Genomic DNA, 19146 nt, shown 5'->3' on the forward strand with positions numbered 1-19146 from the left:
TGGCAGTGCTCGAAAATCCCGCGACAACCCCTCGACCTGCGCCTATCGCGAGGTTACCGTCGAGTAATGAGCGTGACTGATCTCGGCAGCGACGTGCCGGCCGACCTGGCCGGCAATACGGTTGTGGACTACGGCGACCGGGCGCTGATGCTCCAATGCGGCGGCACCGCAGAGGTATTGGCGTGGGCCGACGTGTTGCGGGCCGCGGCGCTGCCCGGCGTGGTGGACATCGTCCCGGCGGCCCGCACCGTGCTGGTGAAGCTCGCGGGCCCGCGCCACCAGGGGGTGATCCGCCGGCGGCTGCGCAACATGCGGGTCGGGGCCGGCGACACCGCGCCCGCCGGGCGGCGGGCCGACGTGGTGATCGACGTCGTCTACGACGGCCCCGACCTCGCCGAGGTCGCCGAGCTCACCGGGCTGAGCACCGCACAGGTGATCAACGCCCACACCGCCACGCCGTGGCGGGTCGGATTCAGCGGTTTCGCACCGGGTTTCGCGTACCTGGTCGACGGCGACCCGCGGCTTCGGGTGCCGCGCCGCCCGGAACCGCGCACCGCCGTGCCGACCGGGTCGGTCGGACTCGCCGACGAATTCAGCGCGATCTACCCGCGCCGGTCGCCCGGCGGCTGGCGGCTCATCGGCCACACCGACGCCGCGCTGTGGGATCTCGCCCGGCCCAACCCCGCGTTGCTGACGCGGTGCATGTGGGTCCAGTTCCGGGCCGCCTGAACGCGAGGAGCTAGGGGGAAAGCCATGACTACGACTCTGGAGGTCCTGCGCACCGGGCCGTTCGCCGTCGTCCAGGATCTGGGCCGGCCGGGTCTGGCCCACCTGGGCGTCAGCCGCTCCGGGGCCGCCGACCGCCGCGCCCACAAGCTGGCCAACCGGCTCGTCGCCAACCCCGACGACCGCGCCACCGTCGAGGTGACGTTCGGCGGGTTGTGCGCCCGGGTCCGCGGCGGCGACGTCGACATCGCGGTGACCGGCGCCGACACCGACCCCACCGTCGACGGAATCCCGTTCGGCACCAACAGCATTCACCGCGCCCGTGACGGCCAGGTGATCTCCCTGGGCACCCCGCGCGCGGGGCTGCGGAGCTACCTGGCGGTGCGGGGCGGCATCGACGTGGAGCCGGTGCTGGGCTCCCGCAGCTACGACGTGATGGCGGCGATCGGGCCGCCGCCCCTGCGGGTCGGGGACCGGCTGCCGGTCGGCGAGCGCACCGACGCGTACCCCGAACTCGACCAGGCGCCGGTGGCCGCGATCGCCGCGCACCTGGTGGAGCTGCAGGTGGTGCCGGGCCCGCGCGACGACTGGCTGGTCGATCCCGACGCGCTCGTGCACACGATCTGGATGGCCTCCGACCGCAGCGACCGCGTCGGCATGCGGCTGGAGGGCCGCCCGCTGCGGCACCGCTTCCCGGAGCAGCAACTACCCAGCGAGGGAACCGCGCGCGGCGCGATCCAGGTGCCGCCCAACGGCTTACCGGTGATCCTGGGTCCCGATCACCCGGTCACCGGCGGGTACCCGGTGGTCGGCGTCGTCACCGACGAGGACGTCGACAAGATCGCCCAGGTGCGCCCCGGCCAGTACGTGCGGCTGCACTGGGCACGGCCGCGGTCCGCGCCGGGCGCCCGGCCGGTGTCGAGCGCCGTGGGCCCGCCGTTCGCGTAGCGCGAGTCCGGTTCGGGCCCTGGACAGGGCTGGTAGACAGGGAGTGTGCAAACCCCGGTCCCCGTGCAAGCCCAGGTCCACACCGCCCGGCTGATCCACACCGCCGATCTCGACGGCGAGGCCCGCCAGCGGGTCCGCGAGATGGTCACCACCGCGTTCGCCGGGGACTTCAACGACGACGACTGGGAGCACACCCTCGGGGGAATGCACGCCCTGATCTGGGATCACGGCGCGCTCATCGGGCACGCCGCGGTGGTCCAGCGCCGATTGCTCTACCGGGGTAGCGCGCTGCGCTGCGGCTACGTCGAAGGGGTCGCGGTGCGCGAGGACCTCCGCGGCCAGGGCCTGGCGCGCGCGCTGCTGGACGGCGTCGAGCAGGTGATCCGCGGCGCCTACCAGGTGGGTGCCGTCAGGTCCTCGGACATCGCCCGCCGCGCGTTCGTCGCGCGCGGATGGCTGCCCTGGCGCGGCCCGACGTCCGTGCTCGCCCCCACCGGCCCGACCCGCACGCCCGTCGACGACGGCAGCATCTTCGTCCTCCCGGTCGGGATCACCCTGGACCCCTCGGCGGACCTGACGTGCGACTGGCGGGCGGGGGACGTCTGGTAGGACAGCGGGTTGTGTTGCATCACAACCAACTTCGCTTTCCATAGGTATCCCCAGCTCACACTGGGTCTCGTGGCCGCACGAAATCACTTGACACCGGCGGTGATAAAAGCTCGCCGGCTTACCCCTCAGCCATTTACCAGACAACCGGAATTCAACTTACAGGCGATATCGACCGAATCGAGTTGACGGACTTCCCTTCTGAATGTGAGCATCGCAGTCAAAGGGCAGAGCAGCCCTCTTCGCGCGCCACCGGGTGATGTGTGCGTTTGCCAGACGGTCTGACGAAAGGGTTCGCCATGCGCCCTGCCTTGCGGCATCCCAACGCGTTCAAGCGATTCGCCGGCGTGCGCGGCCGCGAACGGGCGAATCCGTCGAAGAAAGGTGCAGATCGCATGGGCCGTCACCCCGCCATCACGGACTGGAATCCGGAAGACGCGGCGGCCTGGGAGGCCGGTAACAAGAAGATCGCCCGCCGCAATTTGCTCTGCACGGTAGCGGCCGACCACGTCGCCTTTTCGATCTGGACCCTGTGGCCCGTGATGGCGCTGTTCATGCCGGCGTCGATCTACGGGTTTTCGGCCGGCGACAAGCTGCTGCTGGGCGCCGTGGCCACCCTGGTCGGCGGCTGCGCGCGCATCCCGTACACGTTGGGAATCTCCGCGTTCGGCGGCCGCAACTGGACGGCGTTTTCGGCTTTCGTGCTGCTGATCCCGACCGTCGGCACCGTGGTGTTGCTGGCCCACCCGGGACTTCCGCTGTGGCCCTACATCGTTTGCGCGGCACTGACCGGGATGGGCGGCGGCAACTACGCGGCATCGCTGGCCAACGTGAATGCCTTCTACCCGCAGCGCCTCAAGGGCATGGCACTGGCGGTCAACGCCGGCGTGGGGAACCTCGGGGTCGCGGTCGTCCAACTGGCCGGGCTGCTCGTGCTGGCCACCGCGGGCCACGAAGCGCCGTACTGGGTGTGCGCGGTCTACCTGCTACTGCTGGCAGTCGCCGGCGTGGCGGCGGCGCTCTTCATGGACAACCTGCACCACGGCACCGAGGTGGGCACCATGCGCTCGATCCTGTTCGAGCGCGACACCCATGTGATCTGCCTGCTCTACATCTGCACGTTCGGCTCCTGGATCGGCTTCGCCTTCGCGTTCGGCCAGGTGATGCAGGTCAACTTCCTGGAAGACGGGGAGAGCGCCAAGCAGGCGGCGCTGCACGCCGCGCAGATCGCCTTCCTGGGACCGCTTTTGGGATCGCTGTCGCGGATTTACGGCGGCAGGCTGGCCGACCGGTTCGGCGGCAGCCGCGTCACCCTGGGCGTCCTCGCCGGCATGATCCTCGGCGCCGGGCTGCTGGTCGCCGTCAGCACGCTCGACGGTCACCGCGCCGCGGCCCATTCGGTGAGCATGACCGGCTACGTCAGCGGCTTCATGCTTTTGTTCGTTCTGTCCGGCATGGGCAACGGGTCGGTGTTCAAGATGATCCCGTCGGTCTACGAGGCGCGCAGTCGGGGCCTGGATCTCGGGGAGGGGCAGCGCCGCAATTGGGCACGCGCGAAATCGGGCGCATTGATCGGCATCTGCTCGGCGGTCGGCGCGCTCGGCGGCGTCGGAATCAACATGGCACTGCGCCAGTCCTACCTCAGCAGCGGCACCGAAACGGCGGCGTATTGGTGCTTTTTGGCCTGCTACCTCGTCGCGGCCGGCATGACCTGGATGGTGTACGTGCGCCCGCCGGCGTCGCCCGCGAGCGCGCCGGAACCGGTTTTTCGGGGCGAGCCCGCGGGGTGTGATGACGGTCGCAACAGGGGCAATGCGTCAGCAATTGCGCGGTAACGCAGTGGAAACGTCCCAGGCATACACAGGTCATATGGCTCAGCCGCGGTCCGCGCCACTGACCGGCTACCGGGTCGCCGTCACATCGGCCCGGCGCGCCGAGGAATTGTGCGCCCTGCTGAGCCGGCAGGGCGCCGAGGTCTGCTGCGCACCCGCGATCAACATGATCGCGCTGCCCGATGACGACGAATTGCACTGCAACACAGAGGCGTTGATCGCCAATCCGCCCGACATCCTGGTAGTGCACACCGGCATCGGCATGCGAGGCTGGCTGGCCGCCGCCGAGGGATGGGGGCTGGCCAACCAGCTCGTCGCGGCGTTGTCGTCGGCGCGGATCGTGTCGCGCGGACCCAAGGCCACGGGGGCGCTGCGCGCGGCCGGGCTGCACGAGGAGTGGTCTCCTGAGTCCGAATCCTCACAGGAGGTGCTGGAGTACCTGCTCGACTCGGGTGTCTCCGGCCAGCGCGTCGCCGTCCAATTGCACGGCGCCGCCGACGCGTGGGACCCGTTCCCGGAATTCCTCGGGGGGCTACGCTTCGCGGGCGCTCATGTGGTGCCCATCCGGGTGTACCGGTGGAAGCCGGCACCGCCGGGGGGCGATTTCGACCAGCTGATCACCGGGATCGCCCGCCGCCAGTTCGACGCCATCACGTTCACGTCGGCGCCCGCGGCCGCGGCGGTGCTGGAGCGCAGTCGCGAGCTCAGCGTCGAGGACCAGGTGCTGGCCGCGCTGCGCACCGACGTGCACGCGATGTGCGTCGGCCCGGTGACGTCCAAACCGCTGATCCGCAAGGGCGTTCCGACGTCGGCGCCCGAACGAATGCGCTTGGGGGCCTTGGCCCGGCACATCGCCGAGGAGCTCCCGCTGCTGGGATCGTCCACCGTCCAGGTTGCGGGGCATGTCCTCGAGATCCGGGGAACCTGCGCGCTGGTGGACGGTGCGATCAAACCGCTGTCGCCGTCGGGCATGTCGGTGCTGCGGGCGCTGGCGCAACGGCCCGGCGGTGTCGTCGCGCGCACCGACCTGCTGCGGGTGCTGCCCGGCAACAGCAACGACCCGCACGCGGTCGATACCGCCGTGTTGCGGCTGCGAACGGCGTTGGGCGACAAGAACATCGTGGCGACGGTGGTCAAGCGAGGTTACCGGCTGGCCATCGATGACGGGCCGAGGGCCGCATGGAGCTGATCCTGGCCGCGCACGGCACCCGCAGGCCCGGCGGGGTCGCGATGATCGGGGACCTCGCGGCCCGGGTGGGCGCGCTCCTCGAGCGCCGGGTGCAGGTCGCGTTCGTCGACGTGTTGGGCCCCACGCCCGGCGAGGTGCTGTCGCGGGCCGCGAAAAGCGGCGGCCCCGCCGTCGTGGTGCCGGCGTTCCTGTCGCGCGGATATCACGTGCGCACCGACCTGCCCGCCCACGTCCGCGCCAGCGGGCACCCGAACGTCACCGTCACACCCGCCCTCGGGCCCAGCGCGGACATCGCGCGGATCGTCGCCGACCAGCTGGCGAAATCCGGCTGGCGTCCGGCCGATTCCGTGGTACTGGCGGCCGCGGGCACCACCGATCCCCGGGCGCGCGCGGACCTGCACGTCGCCGCGACGACGGTGTCCGCGCTGGTCGGCTCGCGGGTGCGGCTCGGATACGCCGCCACCGGCGAGCCGTCCGTGGACGACGCGGTCGCCGCGGCCCGGCGCGCCGGCGCCCGCCGCGTCGTGGTCGCCTCCTACCTGCTGGCCGACGGGCTGTTTCAGCAGCGGCTGCACTCCGGCGGCGCCGACCTCGTCAGCAGGCCGCTGGGCGCCCACCCCGGGCTGACCCGCCTGGTCGCGAACCGATTCCAAAGGGCCGCACCCGGACTCGCGTTGCGGCGGCCGCGCGGATCCCACCGGCGCAGGCACGCCGGCGCCCACGGCGCTTGATCTTTGCTCGCCCACCGGCGATCCTGGCTCCATGCCTCGTCGCGAAGAGCCCTCGCGTGGGCTGCTCGACCCGGTGGCGAAGATGCTGCGGTTTCCATTCGGCACACCGGAGTTCATCGACCGGATCGTCACCGGGGGGGTCAACCAGGTGGGCCGGCGGACGTTGCACCTGCTGATCACCACCTGGGACGCGGCCGGCGGTGGGCCCTTCGCGGCCAGCGCCGTCGCGTCCACCGGGATGGCCAAGACGGCGGAGATCGTCGAGAGCATGTTCATCGGCCCGATTTTCGGCCCGATCCTCAAGATGCTGGGCGCCGACAAGGTGGCCGTGCGCGCTTCGCTGTGCGCTTCCCAGCTGGTGGGCCTGGGCATCATGCGCTACGGGGTCCGGTCCGAGCCGCTGCACTCGATGTCCGTGGACACCCTCGTCGACGCGATCGGCCCGACGATGCAGCGCTACCTCGTGGGCGACATCACCCGCGGCTAGCCGCGGGCGGTCAGGCGGCGATCCGCCCGACCTGGATGTGGCCCTCGGGCGTCACCCGCACCCGGTACACCGGGACCGAAACCCTGGGGTCGTCCAGGCAGGAGCCGTCCTCCAGCGCGAAAGCCTGCTTCAGCAACGGGGATTGGACCGTGACGCGGCCGCCGCGGTCTCCGACGATGCCCCGCGAGAGCACCGCGGCGCCCGAGAACGGGTCGACGTTGCCGACCGCGTGCACCGACCCGTCGTCCAGGCGGAACAGCGCCGCCTGGCTGCCGTCGTCGAGCAGCACACCGACCCCCCGGCCCGGGATCAGTCGGTCGTACTCGCACGCCGTCGTCCAGGCCTGAATGTGTTGAACGCTTTCCAGAAGTGTCATGATTCCTCCCTGAATCTCGGCATGCCAATGGGCACAGGGACTTTGCGCCCGGCGCGCTCGGTGAAGGTCACCGTCGAGTCGACGGCGTCCGGGGCATTGACGAAGGAGACGAACCGGGACAGCTTGTCCGGATCCTCCAGCACGCCCTTCCACTCGCACTTGTAGTTGGCCACGTGCCGCTCCATTGCGGTCTCGAATTCTTCGGCCAGGCCCAGCGAGTCGTCGCACACGACCTCACGCACGTGATCCAGCCCGCCGTCCAGCGATTCGACCCACGGCGCGGTGCGTTGCAGCCGATCGGCCGTGCGGATGTAGTACATCAGGAACCGGTCGACGTAGCGGACCAGCGTCGCCGTGTCCAGGTCGCCGGCCAGCAGCTGGGCGTGCTTGGGGGTCATACCGCCGTTGCCGCCCACGTAGAGGTTCCAGCCCTTTTCGGTGGCGATGACACCCACGTCCTTGCTGCGCGCCTCGGCGCACTCCCGCGCGCAGCCCGAGACGCCGAGCTTGATCTTGTGCGGGGCGCGCAGGCCGCGGTACCGCAGTTCCAGGTCGATGGCCAGCTGCACCGAATCCTGCTGGCCGTAACGGCACCAGTCGCTGCCGACGCAGCTCTTCACGGTGCGCAACGCCTTGCCGTAGGCGTGGCCGGATTCCATGCCCCCGTCGACCAGCCGCTTCCAGATCCGGGGCAGCTGGTCCACCCGGGCGCCGAACAGGTCGATCCGCTGGCCGCCGGTGATCTTGGTGTAAAGCCCGAAGTCCTGGGCGATCTGGCCGATCAGGATCAGGTGTTCCGGCTTGATGTCACCGCCGGGTACCCGCGGGACCACCGAGTAGCTGCCGTTGCGTTGGATGTTGGCCAGGAAGTGATCGTTGGAGTCCTGCAGCGAGGCCTGCTCGCCGTCGAGGATGTGCTCGGAGCCGGTGGACGCCAGGATCGACGCGACCACGGGTTTGCAGATGTCGCAACCCTTTCCGTTGCCAAAGCGCTCCAGCAGGCCCGAGAACGTCCGGATCTCGGTCGCGGAGATGATCTCGAAAAGCTCGGCCCGCGACTGGGCGAAGTGCTCACACAGCGCCTTGGACTGTTGCACGCCCTCGGCTTCCAGCAGCTGCTTGAGCAACGGCACGCACGACCCGCACGAGGTGCCGGCCGCCGTGCACGACTTGAGCGCGGGCACGTCGGCGCAGCCGCCGGCGATCGCGTCCTTCAGGTCGCCCTTGGTGACGTTGTTGCACGAGCAGACCTGCGCCGAGTCCGGCAGCGCCCCGATGCCCAGGGCCGGCGCGCCGTCGCCCCGGGCGGGGGCGATCAGGGCGAGCGGGTCGCCCGGCAGTTGGCTGCCGACCATGGGCCGCAGCACCCCGTACGCCGACGCGTCGCCCACCAGCACCCCGCCGAGCAGGGTCTTGGCGTCGTCCGACAGCACCAGCTTGGCGTAGGTCCGGTTCACCGCGTCGTTGACGGCGATCTCGAGACAGTTCTCGGTCGCGCCCATCGCGTCGCCGAAGCTGGCCACGTCGACCCCCAGCAATTTCAGCTTCGTGGACAGGTCCGCCTCGGGGAACTCGGCGCGGCCGCCCAGCAGCCGGTCGACGACCACCTCGGCCGAGGTGTAGCCGGGCGCGACCAGCCCGTAGCACCGGCCGTCGATCGCCGCGACCTCGCCGATCGCGTAGATGTCGGGATCGCTTGTGCGGCAGGACAGGTCGGTGAGCACGCCACCCCGCGGGGCGAGCTCGAGTCCGGCGGCCCCGGCGAGCTCGTCGCGCGGCCGGATGCCGGCCGCGAAGATTACCACGCCGGCGTCGATGAGCTCGCCGTCGCCGAGCAGCACCCGCACCCCAGCCAGGCCGTCGGGCAGCGCAACGGATTCGATCGATTCGGTGCCCGTGCCGACGTGCACCGTGATGCCGAGGTCGGTGATCATCCGGGCCAGCATGCCGCCCCCGGCCTCGTCGATCTGCTGGGCCATCAACCGCGGCATCATCTCGACGACGTGCGTTTGCAAACCGAACTGCCGCAGCGCATTAGCGGCTTCGAGCCCCAGCAGGCCGCCGCCGATGACCACCCCGGCCGCGGCGTGTCCGCCGTCACGGGCGCTCTCGGCGTCGGCCCGGATGGCGTCGAGGTCGTCGAGCGTGCGGTAGACGTGGCACTGGGGCAGGTCGTGGCCGGGCACCGGCGGCACGAACGGGTAGGACCCGGTGGCCAGCACCAGCGCGTCGTAGCCGTGCCGCCGGCCGTCCGCGGTGACCACCGCCTTTGCGGCCCGGTCGATTTCGGTGGCGCGGGTGTCGAGCAGCAGCCGGACCCGCTCGTCGCCGGCGTAGTCGTTGCCGGGCAGCGCGAGCCGTCGGCGCTCCCAGCCTTCGGTGTAGGAGGTCAGCCCCACGCGGTCGTAGGCCGCGTCGGCCTCCTCCCCCAAAACCGTGACGCGCCATAGCCCTTCGGTGTCGCGGGCGCGCAGCGCCTCGACCAGGCGGTGGCCCACCATGCCGTGCCCGACCACGACGACGTGACGCGCGGCACAGTCGGCGCGGCGGGTTTCGGGCGGGGGCATGCCACGAGGGTAGGGGCGCCAAATTAAGGGGAAATCGCGCCATGTGACGTCCGCATGACGGCACCCTCACACCTCACACCCGACCGTGTGAAGCTGTGGCGAGGCCGTTCGCTGTGGGCGAACAGCCAGGTGGAACTTTAGTGGGGTCGACTCATGTTTGTAGGAGTAGCGAACCGGTAAGCCGCCGGTCACAGCTAACTCACAACGAAGCAACACGGAAGCAGGAGGAAAGGACCCATGAGCAACCTCGCATTGTGGTCACGACCGGCTTGGGACACCGAGCGGTGGGTGCGCGACTTTTTCGGTCCCGCCGCGACGGCGGACTGGTTCAAGCCGCTGCCGAGCGGTTTTCGGCCGGCTGCGGAGATCGTCAAGGACGGCGACGACGCGGTGGTCCGCGTAGAGCTGCCGGGCGTTGACGTGGAGAAGGACGTCAACGTCGAGGTCGAGGACGGCCGCCTGGTCATCCACGGCGAGCACCGCGACGAGCACTCGGAGGAGGAGGACGGCCGGACCCTGCGCGAGATCCGCTACGGGTCGTTCCGGCGGACGTTCCAGCTGCCCGCGCACGTCACCGGCGAGGCGATCTCGGCGTCGTATGACGCCGGCGTGCTGACGGTCCGGGTCACCGGCGCCTACGCCGGGTCCAAGGCGCGGCGCATCGAGATCACCAAGTAACTCCGCGATCAAACCGGCGGGGCCGTCGACTCCGGACGGCCCCGCCGGATTTGCGTGTGAACCCCGGCGTCACACTCGGCGCCCTGGCCCTAACTCCAGCGGGCCAGCAGCTCCCTCGCCCGGCCCGCCAGCGCGGCCTGCAGGAAGGGCCCGAAGCTGATGCGCGCGACCCCCAGCGGGCCGAACGACGCCGGGTCGTCCTGGTCGGGCAGTGCGATCGCGTTGACCGGCAGCGGCAGCTCGGCGGTCAAGCGCCGCAACGTTTCCGGGTCGTGGCGACCCACCGGGTACAGCACGTCGGCGCCCGCGGCGGCGGCCTCGGTCAGCCGCGCGACGGCCCGTTCGACGGGATCCGCGCCCCCTGCTTCGTCCGCGGCGTCGTTGCGCAGGAACACATCGGTGCGGGCGTTGATCACGACGTGCACCCCGGCGGCGTCGGCGGCCGAGCGCAGCGCGCCGACCAGTTCGGCGTGCTCGCCGGAGGACCGCAGCCGCTTGCCCTCCGAGTGCACGGTGTCCTCGATGTTGAGCCCGACGGCGCCGGCGCCCAGCAGGCCTTCGATCAGCCGCGCGGCCGGTTGTCCGTACCCGGACTCGATGTCCACCGACACCGGGACGTCGACGGCGGCGGTGATCTGGGCGACGCGGGCCAGCGCGTCGTCGAACGACATGCCCTCGCCGTCCGGTTTGCCCACCGAGTCGGCCATCGGATGGCTGCCCACGGTCAACGCCGCGAACCCGGCCTCGACCGCGAGCCGGGCCGACCACGCGTCCCACACGGTGGGCAGGACGACCGGGTTGCCCGGCTGGTGCAGCCCGAGCAGCGCGTCGGCACGCTGGGCCGTGTTTTGACTCGTCATGGCGTGTTTGCTCCCTGGGTCGCCCGAAGTGGCCTGTCTGACATTAGGCCGGGCCGTGGATACTATCGGGGGCGTACTGTGATCCGTAACACCGTCCAGCGCGCCGAGCGATCGAGGAGATCCGAGGAATCCATGTCGAGCCCCGCCAGCACCGCCGAACTCTCCGAACTGCACGACCTCATCGGCGGCCTGCGGCGGTGCGTGAGCTCGCTGAAGGCGCGCTACGGGGACAGCCCGGCGATGCGCCGCATCGTCATCGACGCCAACCGCATCCTGTCCGACGTCGAATTGCTGGATACCGATGTCTCCGAACTGGATCTGGCGCGCGCCACCGTGCAGCAGTCCGGCGAGAAGATCGTCATCCCCGACACCGAATACGACAGCGATTTCTGGCGCGATGTCGACGACGAGGGTGTCGGGGGTCACAACCGCTGCTGACGACCGCCTGACAACACAAGCCCCCCAAAAGAGGGGGTGCTTTGTCTGTGTACCCTTCGACCTACAGCCCGTTCGAAGAGGAACACACATAGATGAGCGCACCCACGGCGAACCGTCCTGCGTCCGGCGTCTTTTCACCCACCCGGGCCCGCATCCCGCAGCGAACCCTGCGCACCGACCGGTGGTGGATGTCGCCGCTGCGGATCGACCTCGGCTTCGCCGCGTTCCTTGTCTACGGGTTCGCCCGGGCGCTGCAGCAGGATTACTTCTTCGTCGGCAAGTACCACTACCTGACGCCGTTCTACTCGCCGTGCATGAGCAAGGCATGCGGTGAGGCCGGCGATATCTGGCCGCAGTTCCTGCCCGACGTGTGGTGGCTGCCGTACGCGGCGCTGTCGCTGCCGTTCCTGCTGCTGTTCCGGTTGACCTGCTACTACTACCGCGGCGCCTACTACCGCACCGTGTGGCAGTCGCCCACCGCCTGCGCGGTGGCCGAGCCCCGCGTCCACTACACCGGCGAAACGCGGTTGCCGCTCATCATCCAGAACTCGCACCGGTACTTCTTCTACATCGCGTGCATCATCTCGGTGATCAACAGCTACGACGCGATCGTCGCGTTCCACTCCGACAGCGGACCGGGCGGATTCGGCTTCGGCCTGGGCAACCTGATCCTGGTCGGCAACGTCGTCATGCTGTGGACCTACACGCTGTCCTGCCACTCGTGCCGACACGTGACCGGCGGGCGGCTCAAGCACTTCTCCAAACACCCCGTGCGGTACTGGATCTGGAGCCAGGTCAGCAAGATCAACACCCGGCACAAGCAGTACGCCTGGATCACGCTGGGCACCCTGATGGTGACCGATTTCTACGTCGCACTGGTGGCCAGCGGGACCATTCCAGACTTGAGATTCGTCGGCTGACAAGCCATTTCGAGAATATCCCGGATAAGCTTAGCGAGGATTTCATGGTTGAGGTCGAACGGCACTCCTACGACGTGGTCGTGATCGGTGCCGGCGGCGCGGGGCTGCGCGCGGTGATCGAGGCGCGCGAGCGCGGCCTCAAGGTCGCGGTGGTGTGCAAATCCCTGTTCGGCAAGGCCCACACGGTGATGGCCGAGGGCGGATGCGCGGCGTCCATGGGCAACACCAACCCGAAGGACAACTGGAAGACCCACTTCGGCGACACGATGCGGGGCGGGAAGTTCCTCAACAACTGGCGCATGGCCGAACTGCACGCCAAGGAGGCGCCGGACCGCGTCTGGGAGCTGGAAACCTATGGCGCGCTGTTCGATCGCCTCAAGGACGGCAAGATCAGCCAGCGCAACTTCGGCGGGCACACCTACCCGAGGCTGGCGCACGTCGGCGACCGCACCGGCCTCGAGCTGATCCGCACCATGCAGCAGAAGATCGTGTCGCTGCAGCAGGAGGACTACGCCGAGCTCGGCGACTACGAGGCGCGGATCCGGGTGTTCGCCGAGTGCACGATCACCGAGCTGCTCAAGGACGGCCCCGAACACGGTGGGCGAATCGCCGGGGCGTTCGGCTACTGGCGCGAGAGCGGCCAGTTCGTGCTGTTCGAGGCGCCCGCGGTGGTGCTGGCCACCGGCGGCATCGGCAAGTCGTTCAAGGTGACCTCCAACTCCTGGGAGTACACCGGCGACGGCCACGCGCTGGCGCTGCGCGCGGGCGCGTCGCTGATCAACATGGAGTTCGTCCAGTTCCACCCGACCGGCATGGTGTGGCCGCCGAGCGTCAAGGGGATCCTGGTCACCGAGGGCGTGCGCGGCGACGGCGGGGTGCTGAAGAACTCCGACGGCAAGCGGTTCATGTTCGACTACATCCCGTCGGTGTTCAAGGGCCAGTACGCGGAGACCGAACAAGAGGCCGACCAGTGGCTCAAGGACAACGACTCGGCCCGCCGCACGCCCGACCTGCTGCCGCGCGACGAGGTGGCGCGCGCGATCAACTCGGAGGTCAAGGCCGGGCGGGGCAGCCCGCACGGCGGCGTCTTCCTCGACATCGCCTCGCGGCTGACGCCGGCGGAGATCAATCGGCGCCTGCCGTCGATGTATCACCAGTTCAAGGAGCTGGCGGGGGTCGACATCACCAAGGAGCCGATGGAGGTCGGGCCCACCTGCCACTACGTGATGGGCGGCGTCGAGGTCGACGCCGACACGGGCGCGGCCACGGTGCCCGGGCTCTTCGCCGCCGGGGAGTGCTCGGGCGGCATGCACGGCTCCAACCGGCTGGGCGGCAACTCGCTGTCGGACCTGCTGGTGTTCGGCCGGCGCGCCGGGCTGGGCGCCTCCGACTACGTGCGCGCGCTGGGCAGCCGCCCGGCGATCAGCGAGGGCGCCGTCGACGCGGCGGCGAAGCGGGCGCTGGCCCCCTTCGACCCGCCGGCGAACGGCGGCCCCGGGGAGAACCCCTACACCCTGCAGCTGGAACTGCAGCAGTCGATGAACGACCTCGTCGGCATCATCCGCAACGCCGACGAGATCGGCGAGGCGCTGGCGCGCCTGGGCAAGCTGCGTGAGCGGTTCAAGAACCTCCACGTCGAGGGGCATCGCCGGTACAACCCGGCGTGGAACCTCGCCATCGACCTGCGCAACATGCTTTTGGTCAGCGAGTGCGTCGCCAAGGCCGCGCTGGAGCGCACCGAGAGCCGCGGCGGGCACACCCGCGACGACCATCCGTCGATGGACGCGTCGTGGCGGAAGGTGTTGCTGGTGTGCGAGGCGGCCGGCGGCGACGAGGTGGTCCCCGACATCGCCATCACCAAGAAGGATCAGACGCCGATGCGGCCCGACCTGCTGGAACTGTTCGAGATCTCCGAGCTGGAGAAGTACTACACCGACGAAGAGCTCGGCGGACACCCGGGTCGGGCCACCAGGACGGAGAAGTAAATGACCTACAACGCGAAGATGCGGGTGTGGCGCGGCGACGACGCCGACGGCGCGTTGCAGGACTTCACCGTCGAGGTCAACGAGGGTGAGGTCGTCCTCGACATCATCCATCGCCTGCAGCAGACCCAGACCCCCGACCTGGCGGTGCGATGGAACTGCAAGGCGGGCAAGTGCGGCTCGTGTTCGGCGGAGATCAACGGCTACCCCCGGCTGCTCTGCATGACCCGGATGTCGACGTTCGCCGAGGACGAGGTCGTCACCGTCACGCCGCTGCGGACGTTCCCGGTGATCCGCGACCTGGTCACCGACGTCTCCTACAACTACGAAAAGGCCCGCGAGATCCCGTCTTTCGCGCCGCCCAAGGACCTGCAGCCCGGGGAGTACCGGATGGCGCAGGAAGACGTCCAGCGCTCCCAGGAATTCCGCAAGTGCATCGAGTGCTTCCTGTGCCAGAACGTCTGCCACGTGATCCGCGACCACGAGGAGAACAAGAAGGCGTTCGCCGGTCCGCGCTTTTTGATGCGCATCGCCGAGCTGGAAATGCACCCGCTGGACACCCGCGACCGCCGCAACGACGCCCAGGACGAGCACGGACTGGGCTACTGCAACATCACCAAGTGCTGCACCGAGGTCTGCCCGGAGAACATCAAGATCACCGACAACGCGCTGATCCCGATGAAAGAGCGCGTCGCGGACCGCAAATACGACCCCGTGGTGTGGCTGGGCAACAAGCTGTTCCGCCGTTAACGCCGGACCGCACCGGGTACCCGAGACCCATGCGAGGAACCACCAGCATCAACGAGATCCGCACCGCGATCCACGAGCTGTCGGTGCGTGCCGAGCTCGCGCACAAGGAGGGCCGGCACGAGGACGCCGCCGAGATCGAGCGGCGCGTCGACGGCTACCGGGAGGAGCTGGGCCACCGCGCCTAGCCGCTCAGACGCCGAGTCGGCGGAAAGTGCTGCGGTGAAACACGATGGGCGCCACCTCGGCGTCCACCGTCACTTCGCTCACCCGCAACACCACGATCGTGTGGTCACCGGCCGGGATCAGTTGCTCGATCGCGCTCTCCAGCCACAGGCCGGTCCCCTTGATGAAGACCGCCCCGCTGCCGCGCGACACCGTCTCCAGGCCCGCGAACCGGTCGCCCGTCTTGGCGGCCAGCGCGCGCGCCGCCTCGTCGTGGACCTCGCCGAGCACGCTGATGCCCAGCATGGGGGCGCCCTTGAGCTTGGGCCACGTCGTCGAGGTGTTCTGCACACAGAACGACACCAGCGGCGGTTCGAGCGAAACCGGTACGAAGGTGCTGGCCGCCAAGCCTTCTCGCACCCCTTCGACCTCGGCGGCGATCGCCACGACCCCGGACGGAAAGTGCCCGAACGCGTCGCGCAGGGACGACGGTGTCAGTTTGTTCGATGAGTTCACCGGACCTGATTCGCCCCTCGACGTCGAGACGGTTTTCTCCTGCAGCGACCCTACCCAACGGGTGCCGAGCCGTCGCCACAACCCACCGAGTAGCCATGCGCGGCGGCCACATCCGGATGCGCCCGCAACCGGCTCTTCCAGGCGTTGCGGCCGTACACCGAGAAGATCGGGTCCGACGGGTCATCCACCCGCGGGGCGCGCCCGCGCAGCGCGGCGGGCAGCGACAGCACCGGGATCCGCGCGTCCAGGCGCGGGTTGAAGAAGTACGGCACCGAGATCCGCTCGGCGCCGTTGAGGTTCACCCGGTGCTCGGTGGCCCTCAGGTAGCCGCCGGTCGCCACCTCGAGCAGCTCGCCGATGTTGACGACGAACGCCCCCGGCAGCGGCGGCACGTCGATCCAGCCGCCATCAAAGTGTTTGCCGCCCCGCACCTGCAGGCCGCCGCTGCCCGGTTCGGCCAACAACAGGGTGAGCACCCCGGCGTCGCGATGCGCACCCACGCCCTGCGCGCCCGCCGCGCGGGCGGGATACCGGATGATCTTGATCAGCGTGGCCGGCGCGTCGGCGAAGGCGGCGTCGAACACGTCGGGCGGGCTGCCCAGGGAGGCCGCCCAGTGCCCCAGCAGCGTGCGCGCCACCGCCGACAGCGCCGCGTCCCACTCGGCGACGATCCCGGGCAGCTCGGGCAGGGCCGCCGGCCACTGATTGGGACCCTGCAGCCACAGGTAGTCGGGCCGGCCGGGCCCGCCGATGGGCGGGCGTTCGGGCCCGATGTCGATCTGCTCGCGCCAGTCCACCCGGCCGCGGGTCAGCTCGCCGCCCAGCCTGGTGTAGCCGCGAAAGTGCGGGCTGCGCACCATCGCGACGGCGTCCTTGTCGGCGTCGGGCAGCGCGAACAGCCGGCGCGCCGCGGCGAGCACCCGGCCGGCGAGCTCGTCGGCCACCCCGTGGCCTACGAGATAGCAGAACCCGACCCCGTGCGCGGCCTCGCGCAGGCCCTCGCGCAGCGGCCCGGTCGCGGCCCGCAGGTCCACCACCGGCAATGCTGTGACGCTGCCCACGCCCGTCATAGGTCCATCATCTTCACAGGTGAACGAGGTTTTGGCGCGCCGAGCCGCGACTTCCCAACCGGTTGGTTAATTAGACGATGAAATCTAGCTCACACTCGCTTGCCTAGGTCTCGACAACCGTTATATTTTAGACGGGTTACTGGTGGGTAACTTAGCCCTAGTACCCAACCACGAGTGGCACTCTCAACGAGGAGGAACGTAGTGAGCCACTATAAAAGCAACGTCCGAGACCAGGTATTCAACCTGTTCGAGGTCTTCGGCGTTGACAAGGCTTTAGGTCAAGGCGACTACGCCGACCTGGATGTCGACACCGCCCAGGAAATGCTCACCGAGATCAGCCGGCTGGCCGAGGGGCCGGTCGCGGAGTCGTTTGTCGAGGGTGACCGCAACCCGCCGGTTTTCGACCCGGAGACCCACTCGGTCACGCTTCCCGAGGCGTTCAAGGACTCGGTGCGCGCGGTGCAGGAGGCCGGCTGGGACCGGGCCGGCATCGACGAGGCGCTGGGCGGCATGCCGATGCCCAAGCCGCTGGTATGGGCGCTGCACGAGCACATCCTCGGCGCCAACCCCGCGGTCTGGATGTACGCCGGCGGCGCCGGATTCGCCAACATCATCTACCACCTCGGCACCGAGGAGCAGAAGAAGTGGGCGATGCTGTGCGCCGAGCGCGGCTGGGGCGCCACCATGGTGCTCACCGAACCGGACGCCGGTTCGGACGTGGGCGCCGGCCGCACCAAGGCCGTCCAGCAGGAGGACGGCTCCTGGCACATCGACGGGGTCAAGCGGTTCATCACCTCCGCCGACTCCGGCGACCTGTTCGAGAACATCGTCCACCTGGTGTTGGCCCGCCCCGAGGGCGCGGGCCCCGGCACCAAGGGTCTTTCGCTGTTCATCGTGCCCAAGTTCTTGTTCGACCCCGAGACCGGCGAGCCCGGCGAGCGCAACGGCGTCTTCGTCACCAACGTCGAGCACAAGATGGGCCTGAAGGTCTCGGCCACCTGTGAGCTGTCCTTCGGCCAGCACGGCGTGCCCGCCAAGGGTTGGCTGGTCGGCGAGGTGCACAACGGCATCGCGCAGATGTTCGAGGTCATCGAGATGGCCCGCATGATGGTCGGCACCAAGGCGATCGCCACGCTGTCGACGGGCTACCTCAACGCGCTGGAATACGCCAAGGAGCGGGTGCAGGGCGCCGACATGACGCAGATGACCGACAAGACCGCGCCGCGGGTGACGATCACGCACCACCCCGACGTCCGCCGGTCGCTGATGACGCAGAAGGCCTACGCCGAGGGCCTGCGCGCGCTGTACCTCTACACCGCGACCTATCAGGACGCGGCCGTGGCCGAGGCCCTGCACGGGGTGGACGCCGACCTGGCGGTCAAGGTCAACGACCTGATGCTGCCGGTGGTCAAGGGGGTGGGTTCCGAGCAGGCCTACGCCAAGCTGACCGAGAGCCTCCAGACGCTCGGTGGGTCCGGCTTCCTGCAGGACTACCCGATCGAGCAGTACATCCGAGACTCGAAGATCGACTCGCTCTACGAGGGCACCACGGCCATCCAGGCGCAGGACTTCTTCTTCCGCAAGATCGTCCGCGACAAGGGTGTGGCGCTGGCCCACGTGTCCGGCGAGATCCAGCAGTTCGTCGACAGCGAGTCCGGCAACGGCCGGCTGAAGACCGAGCGTGAGCTGCTGGGCAAGGCGCTGGCCGACGTCCAGGCGATGGCGGCCACCCTGACCGGCTACCTGATGGCCGCCCAGGAGGACGTCACCAGCCTCTACAAGGTGGGCCTGGGCTCGGTGCGGTTCCTGATGAGCGTCGGCGACCTGGTCATCGGCTGGCTGCTGCAGCGTCAGGCCGCGGTGGCCATGCAGGCGCTCGACGACGGCGCCAGCGGCGCCGAGCGGTCCTTTTACGAGGGCAAGATCGCGGTGGCATCGTTCTTCGCGAAGAACTTCCTGCCGCTGCTGACCGCAACCCGCGAGATCGTCGAGACCCTGGACAACGACATCATGGAGCTCGACGAGGCCGCTTTCTGACGCGCCCGCTACGGGATTGAGCAAAAACCCCGCTTCCGGCAGGAAGCGGGGTTTTTGTCTGCGTCGGGCGTCCCAAAAAGACCGCCGCTGGATCCCCTCACTCCAGCGGCGGCCCTTTTCGTACGCCCGGCGCTTCGTGGCCGCCGACGGGCGGTCAACTTCAGGGATGCCCCGTATTGAGTCGGGGTCGGGGGGTCAGACCACAACACGGGGCCATCCGCACGCTCGAATACCCCGTGGGTCGCGGTCGTAACCGCGTGTGACGGAATTC

General features: G+C 69.4%; 19 protein-coding genes. 14 read left to right on the forward strand and 5 right to left on the reverse strand.

What is annotated here, in order from left to right:
* Positions 1–66 precede the first annotated feature (66 nt).
* The 7 genes from BST11_RS20170 (at position 67) to BST11_RS20200 (ending at position 6519) form a co-directional block, all read left to right on the forward strand.
* Positions 67–729, forward strand: coding sequence for a 5-oxoprolinase subunit B family protein (locus BST11_RS20170; protein ID WP_083139711.1), 663 nt, complete (start codon positions 67–69; stop codon positions 727–729).
* Positions 730–753: 24 nt separating this feature from the next.
* Positions 754–1674, forward strand: a complete 921-nt coding sequence (locus BST11_RS20175) for a 5-oxoprolinase/urea amidolyase family protein (RefSeq protein ID WP_083139713.1) — start codon at positions 754–756, stop codon at positions 1672–1674.
* A 63-nt stretch (positions 1675–1737) separates the two neighbouring features.
* Positions 1738–2283, forward strand: coding sequence for a GNAT family N-acetyltransferase (locus BST11_RS20180; protein ID WP_142276462.1), 546 nt, complete (start codon positions 1738–1740; stop codon positions 2281–2283).
* A gap of 392 nt (positions 2284–2675) precedes the next feature.
* Complete coding sequence (locus tag BST11_RS20185) at positions 2676–4115, forward strand: MFS transporter (RefSeq protein WP_083139762.1); 1440 nt, start codon at positions 2676–2678, stop codon at positions 4113–4115.
* 34 nt (positions 4116–4149) lie between these two features.
* Positions 4150–5301 carry a uroporphyrinogen-III synthase gene (locus BST11_RS20190; RefSeq protein ID WP_083139714.1) on the forward strand — a complete coding sequence of 384 codons (1152 nt, stop codon included), beginning with the start codon at positions 4150–4152 and terminating at the stop codon, positions 5299–5301.
* Positions 5292–6032 (forward strand): sirohydrochlorin chelatase, encoded by a 741-nt coding sequence (locus BST11_RS20195; protein WP_083139716.1) that lies wholly within the window; start codon positions 5292–5294, stop codon positions 6030–6032. The genes BST11_RS20190 and BST11_RS20195 overlap by 10 nt, the downstream gene beginning before the upstream one ends.
* Before the next feature lie 31 nt (positions 6033–6063).
* Complete coding sequence (locus BST11_RS20200; protein ID WP_067323796.1) at positions 6064–6519, forward strand: TetR/AcrR family transcriptional regulator; 456 nt, start codon at positions 6064–6066, stop codon at positions 6517–6519.
* A 10-nt stretch (positions 6520–6529) separates the two neighbouring features.
* On the opposite strand, the gene nirD is transcribed toward BST11_RS20200, so the two are convergent.
* Both nirD and nirB read right to left on the reverse strand, forming a co-directional pair.
* Positions 6530–6895 (reverse strand): nitrite reductase small subunit NirD, encoded by a 366-nt coding sequence (nirD, locus tag BST11_RS20205; protein WP_067323794.1) that lies wholly within the window; start codon positions 6893–6895, stop codon positions 6530–6532.
* Entirely contained in the window at positions 6892–9462 is a 2571-nt protein-coding gene (gene nirB / locus BST11_RS20210; protein ID WP_083139717.1) for a nitrite reductase large subunit NirB, read from the reverse strand. The genes nirD and nirB overlap by 4 nt, the downstream gene beginning before the upstream one ends.
* A gap of 237 nt (positions 9463–9699) precedes the next feature.
* Between nirB and BST11_RS20215 the strand changes: the two genes are divergently transcribed.
* Positions 9700–10140, forward strand: coding sequence for an Hsp20/alpha crystallin family protein (locus tag BST11_RS20215; protein ID WP_083139719.1), 441 nt, complete (start codon positions 9700–9702; stop codon positions 10138–10140).
* Between the two features lie 89 nt (positions 10141–10229).
* Here BST11_RS20215 and BST11_RS20220 read toward each other — a convergent pair whose 3' ends face one another.
* Positions 10230–11000 (reverse strand): isocitrate lyase/PEP mutase family protein, encoded by a 771-nt coding sequence (locus tag BST11_RS20220; protein WP_083139720.1) that lies wholly within the window; start codon positions 10998–11000, stop codon positions 10230–10232.
* A gap of 132 nt (positions 11001–11132) precedes the next feature.
* On the opposite strand from BST11_RS20220, the gene BST11_RS20225 reads away from it, so the two are divergent.
* The 5 genes from BST11_RS20225 to BST11_RS28005 all read left to right on the forward strand — a co-directional run bounded on the left by BST11_RS20225 (position 11133) and on the right by BST11_RS28005 (position 15275).
* Positions 11133–11438, forward strand: a complete 306-nt coding sequence (locus tag BST11_RS20225) for a hypothetical protein (RefSeq protein ID WP_067323791.1) — start codon at positions 11133–11135, stop codon at positions 11436–11438.
* A gap of 92 nt (positions 11439–11530) precedes the next feature.
* Positions 11531–12358: a hypothetical protein gene (locus BST11_RS20230; protein WP_083139722.1), complete on the forward strand. Its 828-nt coding sequence runs from the start codon at positions 11531–11533 to the stop codon at positions 12356–12358.
* A 44-nt stretch (positions 12359–12402) separates the two neighbouring features.
* Positions 12403–14343, forward strand: coding sequence for a fumarate reductase/succinate dehydrogenase flavoprotein subunit (locus BST11_RS20235; RefSeq protein ID WP_083139723.1), 1941 nt, complete (start codon positions 12403–12405; stop codon positions 14341–14343).
* Positions 14344–15090: a succinate dehydrogenase/fumarate reductase iron-sulfur subunit gene (locus BST11_RS20240; RefSeq protein ID WP_083139725.1), complete on the forward strand. Its 747-nt coding sequence runs from the start codon at positions 14344–14346 to the stop codon at positions 15088–15090.
* Between the two features lie 29 nt (positions 15091–15119).
* Positions 15120–15275, forward strand: coding sequence for a hypothetical protein (locus BST11_RS28005; protein ID WP_169834937.1), 156 nt, complete (start codon positions 15120–15122; stop codon positions 15273–15275).
* Positions 15276–15279: 4 nt separating this feature from the next.
* Here the strand turns inward: BST11_RS28005 and BST11_RS20245 are convergent, their stop codons facing one another.
* Together BST11_RS20245 and BST11_RS20250 are read right to left on the reverse strand one after the other, a co-directional pair.
* Positions 15280–15768, reverse strand: coding sequence for a flavin reductase family protein (locus BST11_RS20245; RefSeq protein ID WP_083139726.1), 489 nt, complete (start codon positions 15766–15768; stop codon positions 15280–15282).
* Positions 15769–15818: 50 nt separating this feature from the next.
* Positions 15819–16838: an isopenicillin N synthase family dioxygenase gene (locus BST11_RS20250; RefSeq protein WP_083139728.1), complete on the reverse strand. Its 1020-nt coding sequence runs from the start codon at positions 16836–16838 to the stop codon at positions 15819–15821.
* Positions 16839–17039: 201 nt separating this feature from the next.
* On the opposite strand from BST11_RS20250, the gene BST11_RS20255 reads away from it, so the two are divergent.
* On the forward strand, positions 17040–18875 hold the full coding sequence (locus BST11_RS20255) for an acyl-CoA dehydrogenase (RefSeq protein ID WP_083139729.1): 1836 nt from the start codon (positions 17040–17042) through the stop codon (positions 18873–18875).
* Positions 18876–19146 lie beyond the last annotated feature (271 nt).

The sequence above is a fragment of the Mycobacterium alsense genome, from assembly GCF_002086635.1.
Taxonomy (GTDB): Bacteria; Actinomycetota; Actinomycetes; order Mycobacteriales; family Mycobacteriaceae; genus Mycobacterium; species Mycobacterium alsense.

Excerpts from the sequence above, each read along its gene's own strand:
- BST11_RS20170 (WP_083139711.1), top strand. The coding sequence starts at position 67 with ATGAGCGTGACTGATCTCGGCAGCGACGTGCCGGCCGACCTGGCCGGC.
- BST11_RS20175 (WP_083139713.1), top strand. The coding sequence starts at position 754 with ATGACTACGACTCTGGAGGTCCTGCGCACCGGGCCGTTCGCCGTCGTC.
- BST11_RS20185 (WP_083139762.1), top strand. The coding sequence starts at position 2,676 with ATGGGCCGTCACCCCGCCATCACGGACTGGAATCCGGAAGACGCGGCG.
- BST11_RS20190 (WP_083139714.1), top strand. The coding sequence starts at position 4,150 with ATGGCTCAGCCGCGGTCCGCGCCACTGACCGGCTACCGGGTCGCCGTC.
- BST11_RS20195 (WP_083139716.1), top strand. The coding sequence starts at position 5,292 with ATGGAGCTGATCCTGGCCGCGCACGGCACCCGCAGGCCCGGCGGGGTC.
- BST11_RS20200 (WP_067323796.1), top strand. The coding sequence starts at position 6,064 with ATGCCTCGTCGCGAAGAGCCCTCGCGTGGGCTGCTCGACCCGGTGGCG.
- nirD (WP_067323794.1), bottom strand. The coding sequence starts at position 6,895 with ATGACACTTCTGGAAAGCGTTCAACACATTCAGGCCTGGACGACGGCG.
- nirB (WP_083139717.1), bottom strand. The coding sequence starts at position 9,462 with ATGCCCCCGCCCGAAACCCGCCGCGCCGACTGTGCCGCGCGTCACGTC.
- BST11_RS20215 (WP_083139719.1), top strand. The coding sequence starts at position 9,700 with ATGAGCAACCTCGCATTGTGGTCACGACCGGCTTGGGACACCGAGCGG.
- BST11_RS20220 (WP_083139720.1), bottom strand. The coding sequence starts at position 11,000 with ATGACGAGTCAAAACACGGCCCAGCGTGCCGACGCGCTGCTCGGGCTG.
- BST11_RS20225 (WP_067323791.1), top strand. The coding sequence starts at position 11,133 with ATGTCGAGCCCCGCCAGCACCGCCGAACTCTCCGAACTGCACGACCTC.
- BST11_RS20230 (WP_083139722.1), top strand. The coding sequence starts at position 11,531 with ATGAGCGCACCCACGGCGAACCGTCCTGCGTCCGGCGTCTTTTCACCC.
- BST11_RS20235 (WP_083139723.1), top strand. The coding sequence starts at position 12,403 with ATGGTTGAGGTCGAACGGCACTCCTACGACGTGGTCGTGATCGGTGCC.
- BST11_RS20240 (WP_083139725.1), top strand. The coding sequence starts at position 14,344 with ATGACCTACAACGCGAAGATGCGGGTGTGGCGCGGCGACGACGCCGAC.
- BST11_RS28005 (WP_169834937.1), top strand. The coding sequence starts at position 15,120 with ATGCGAGGAACCACCAGCATCAACGAGATCCGCACCGCGATCCACGAG.
- BST11_RS20250 (WP_083139728.1), bottom strand. The coding sequence starts at position 16,838 with ATGACGGGCGTGGGCAGCGTCACAGCATTGCCGGTGGTGGACCTGCGG.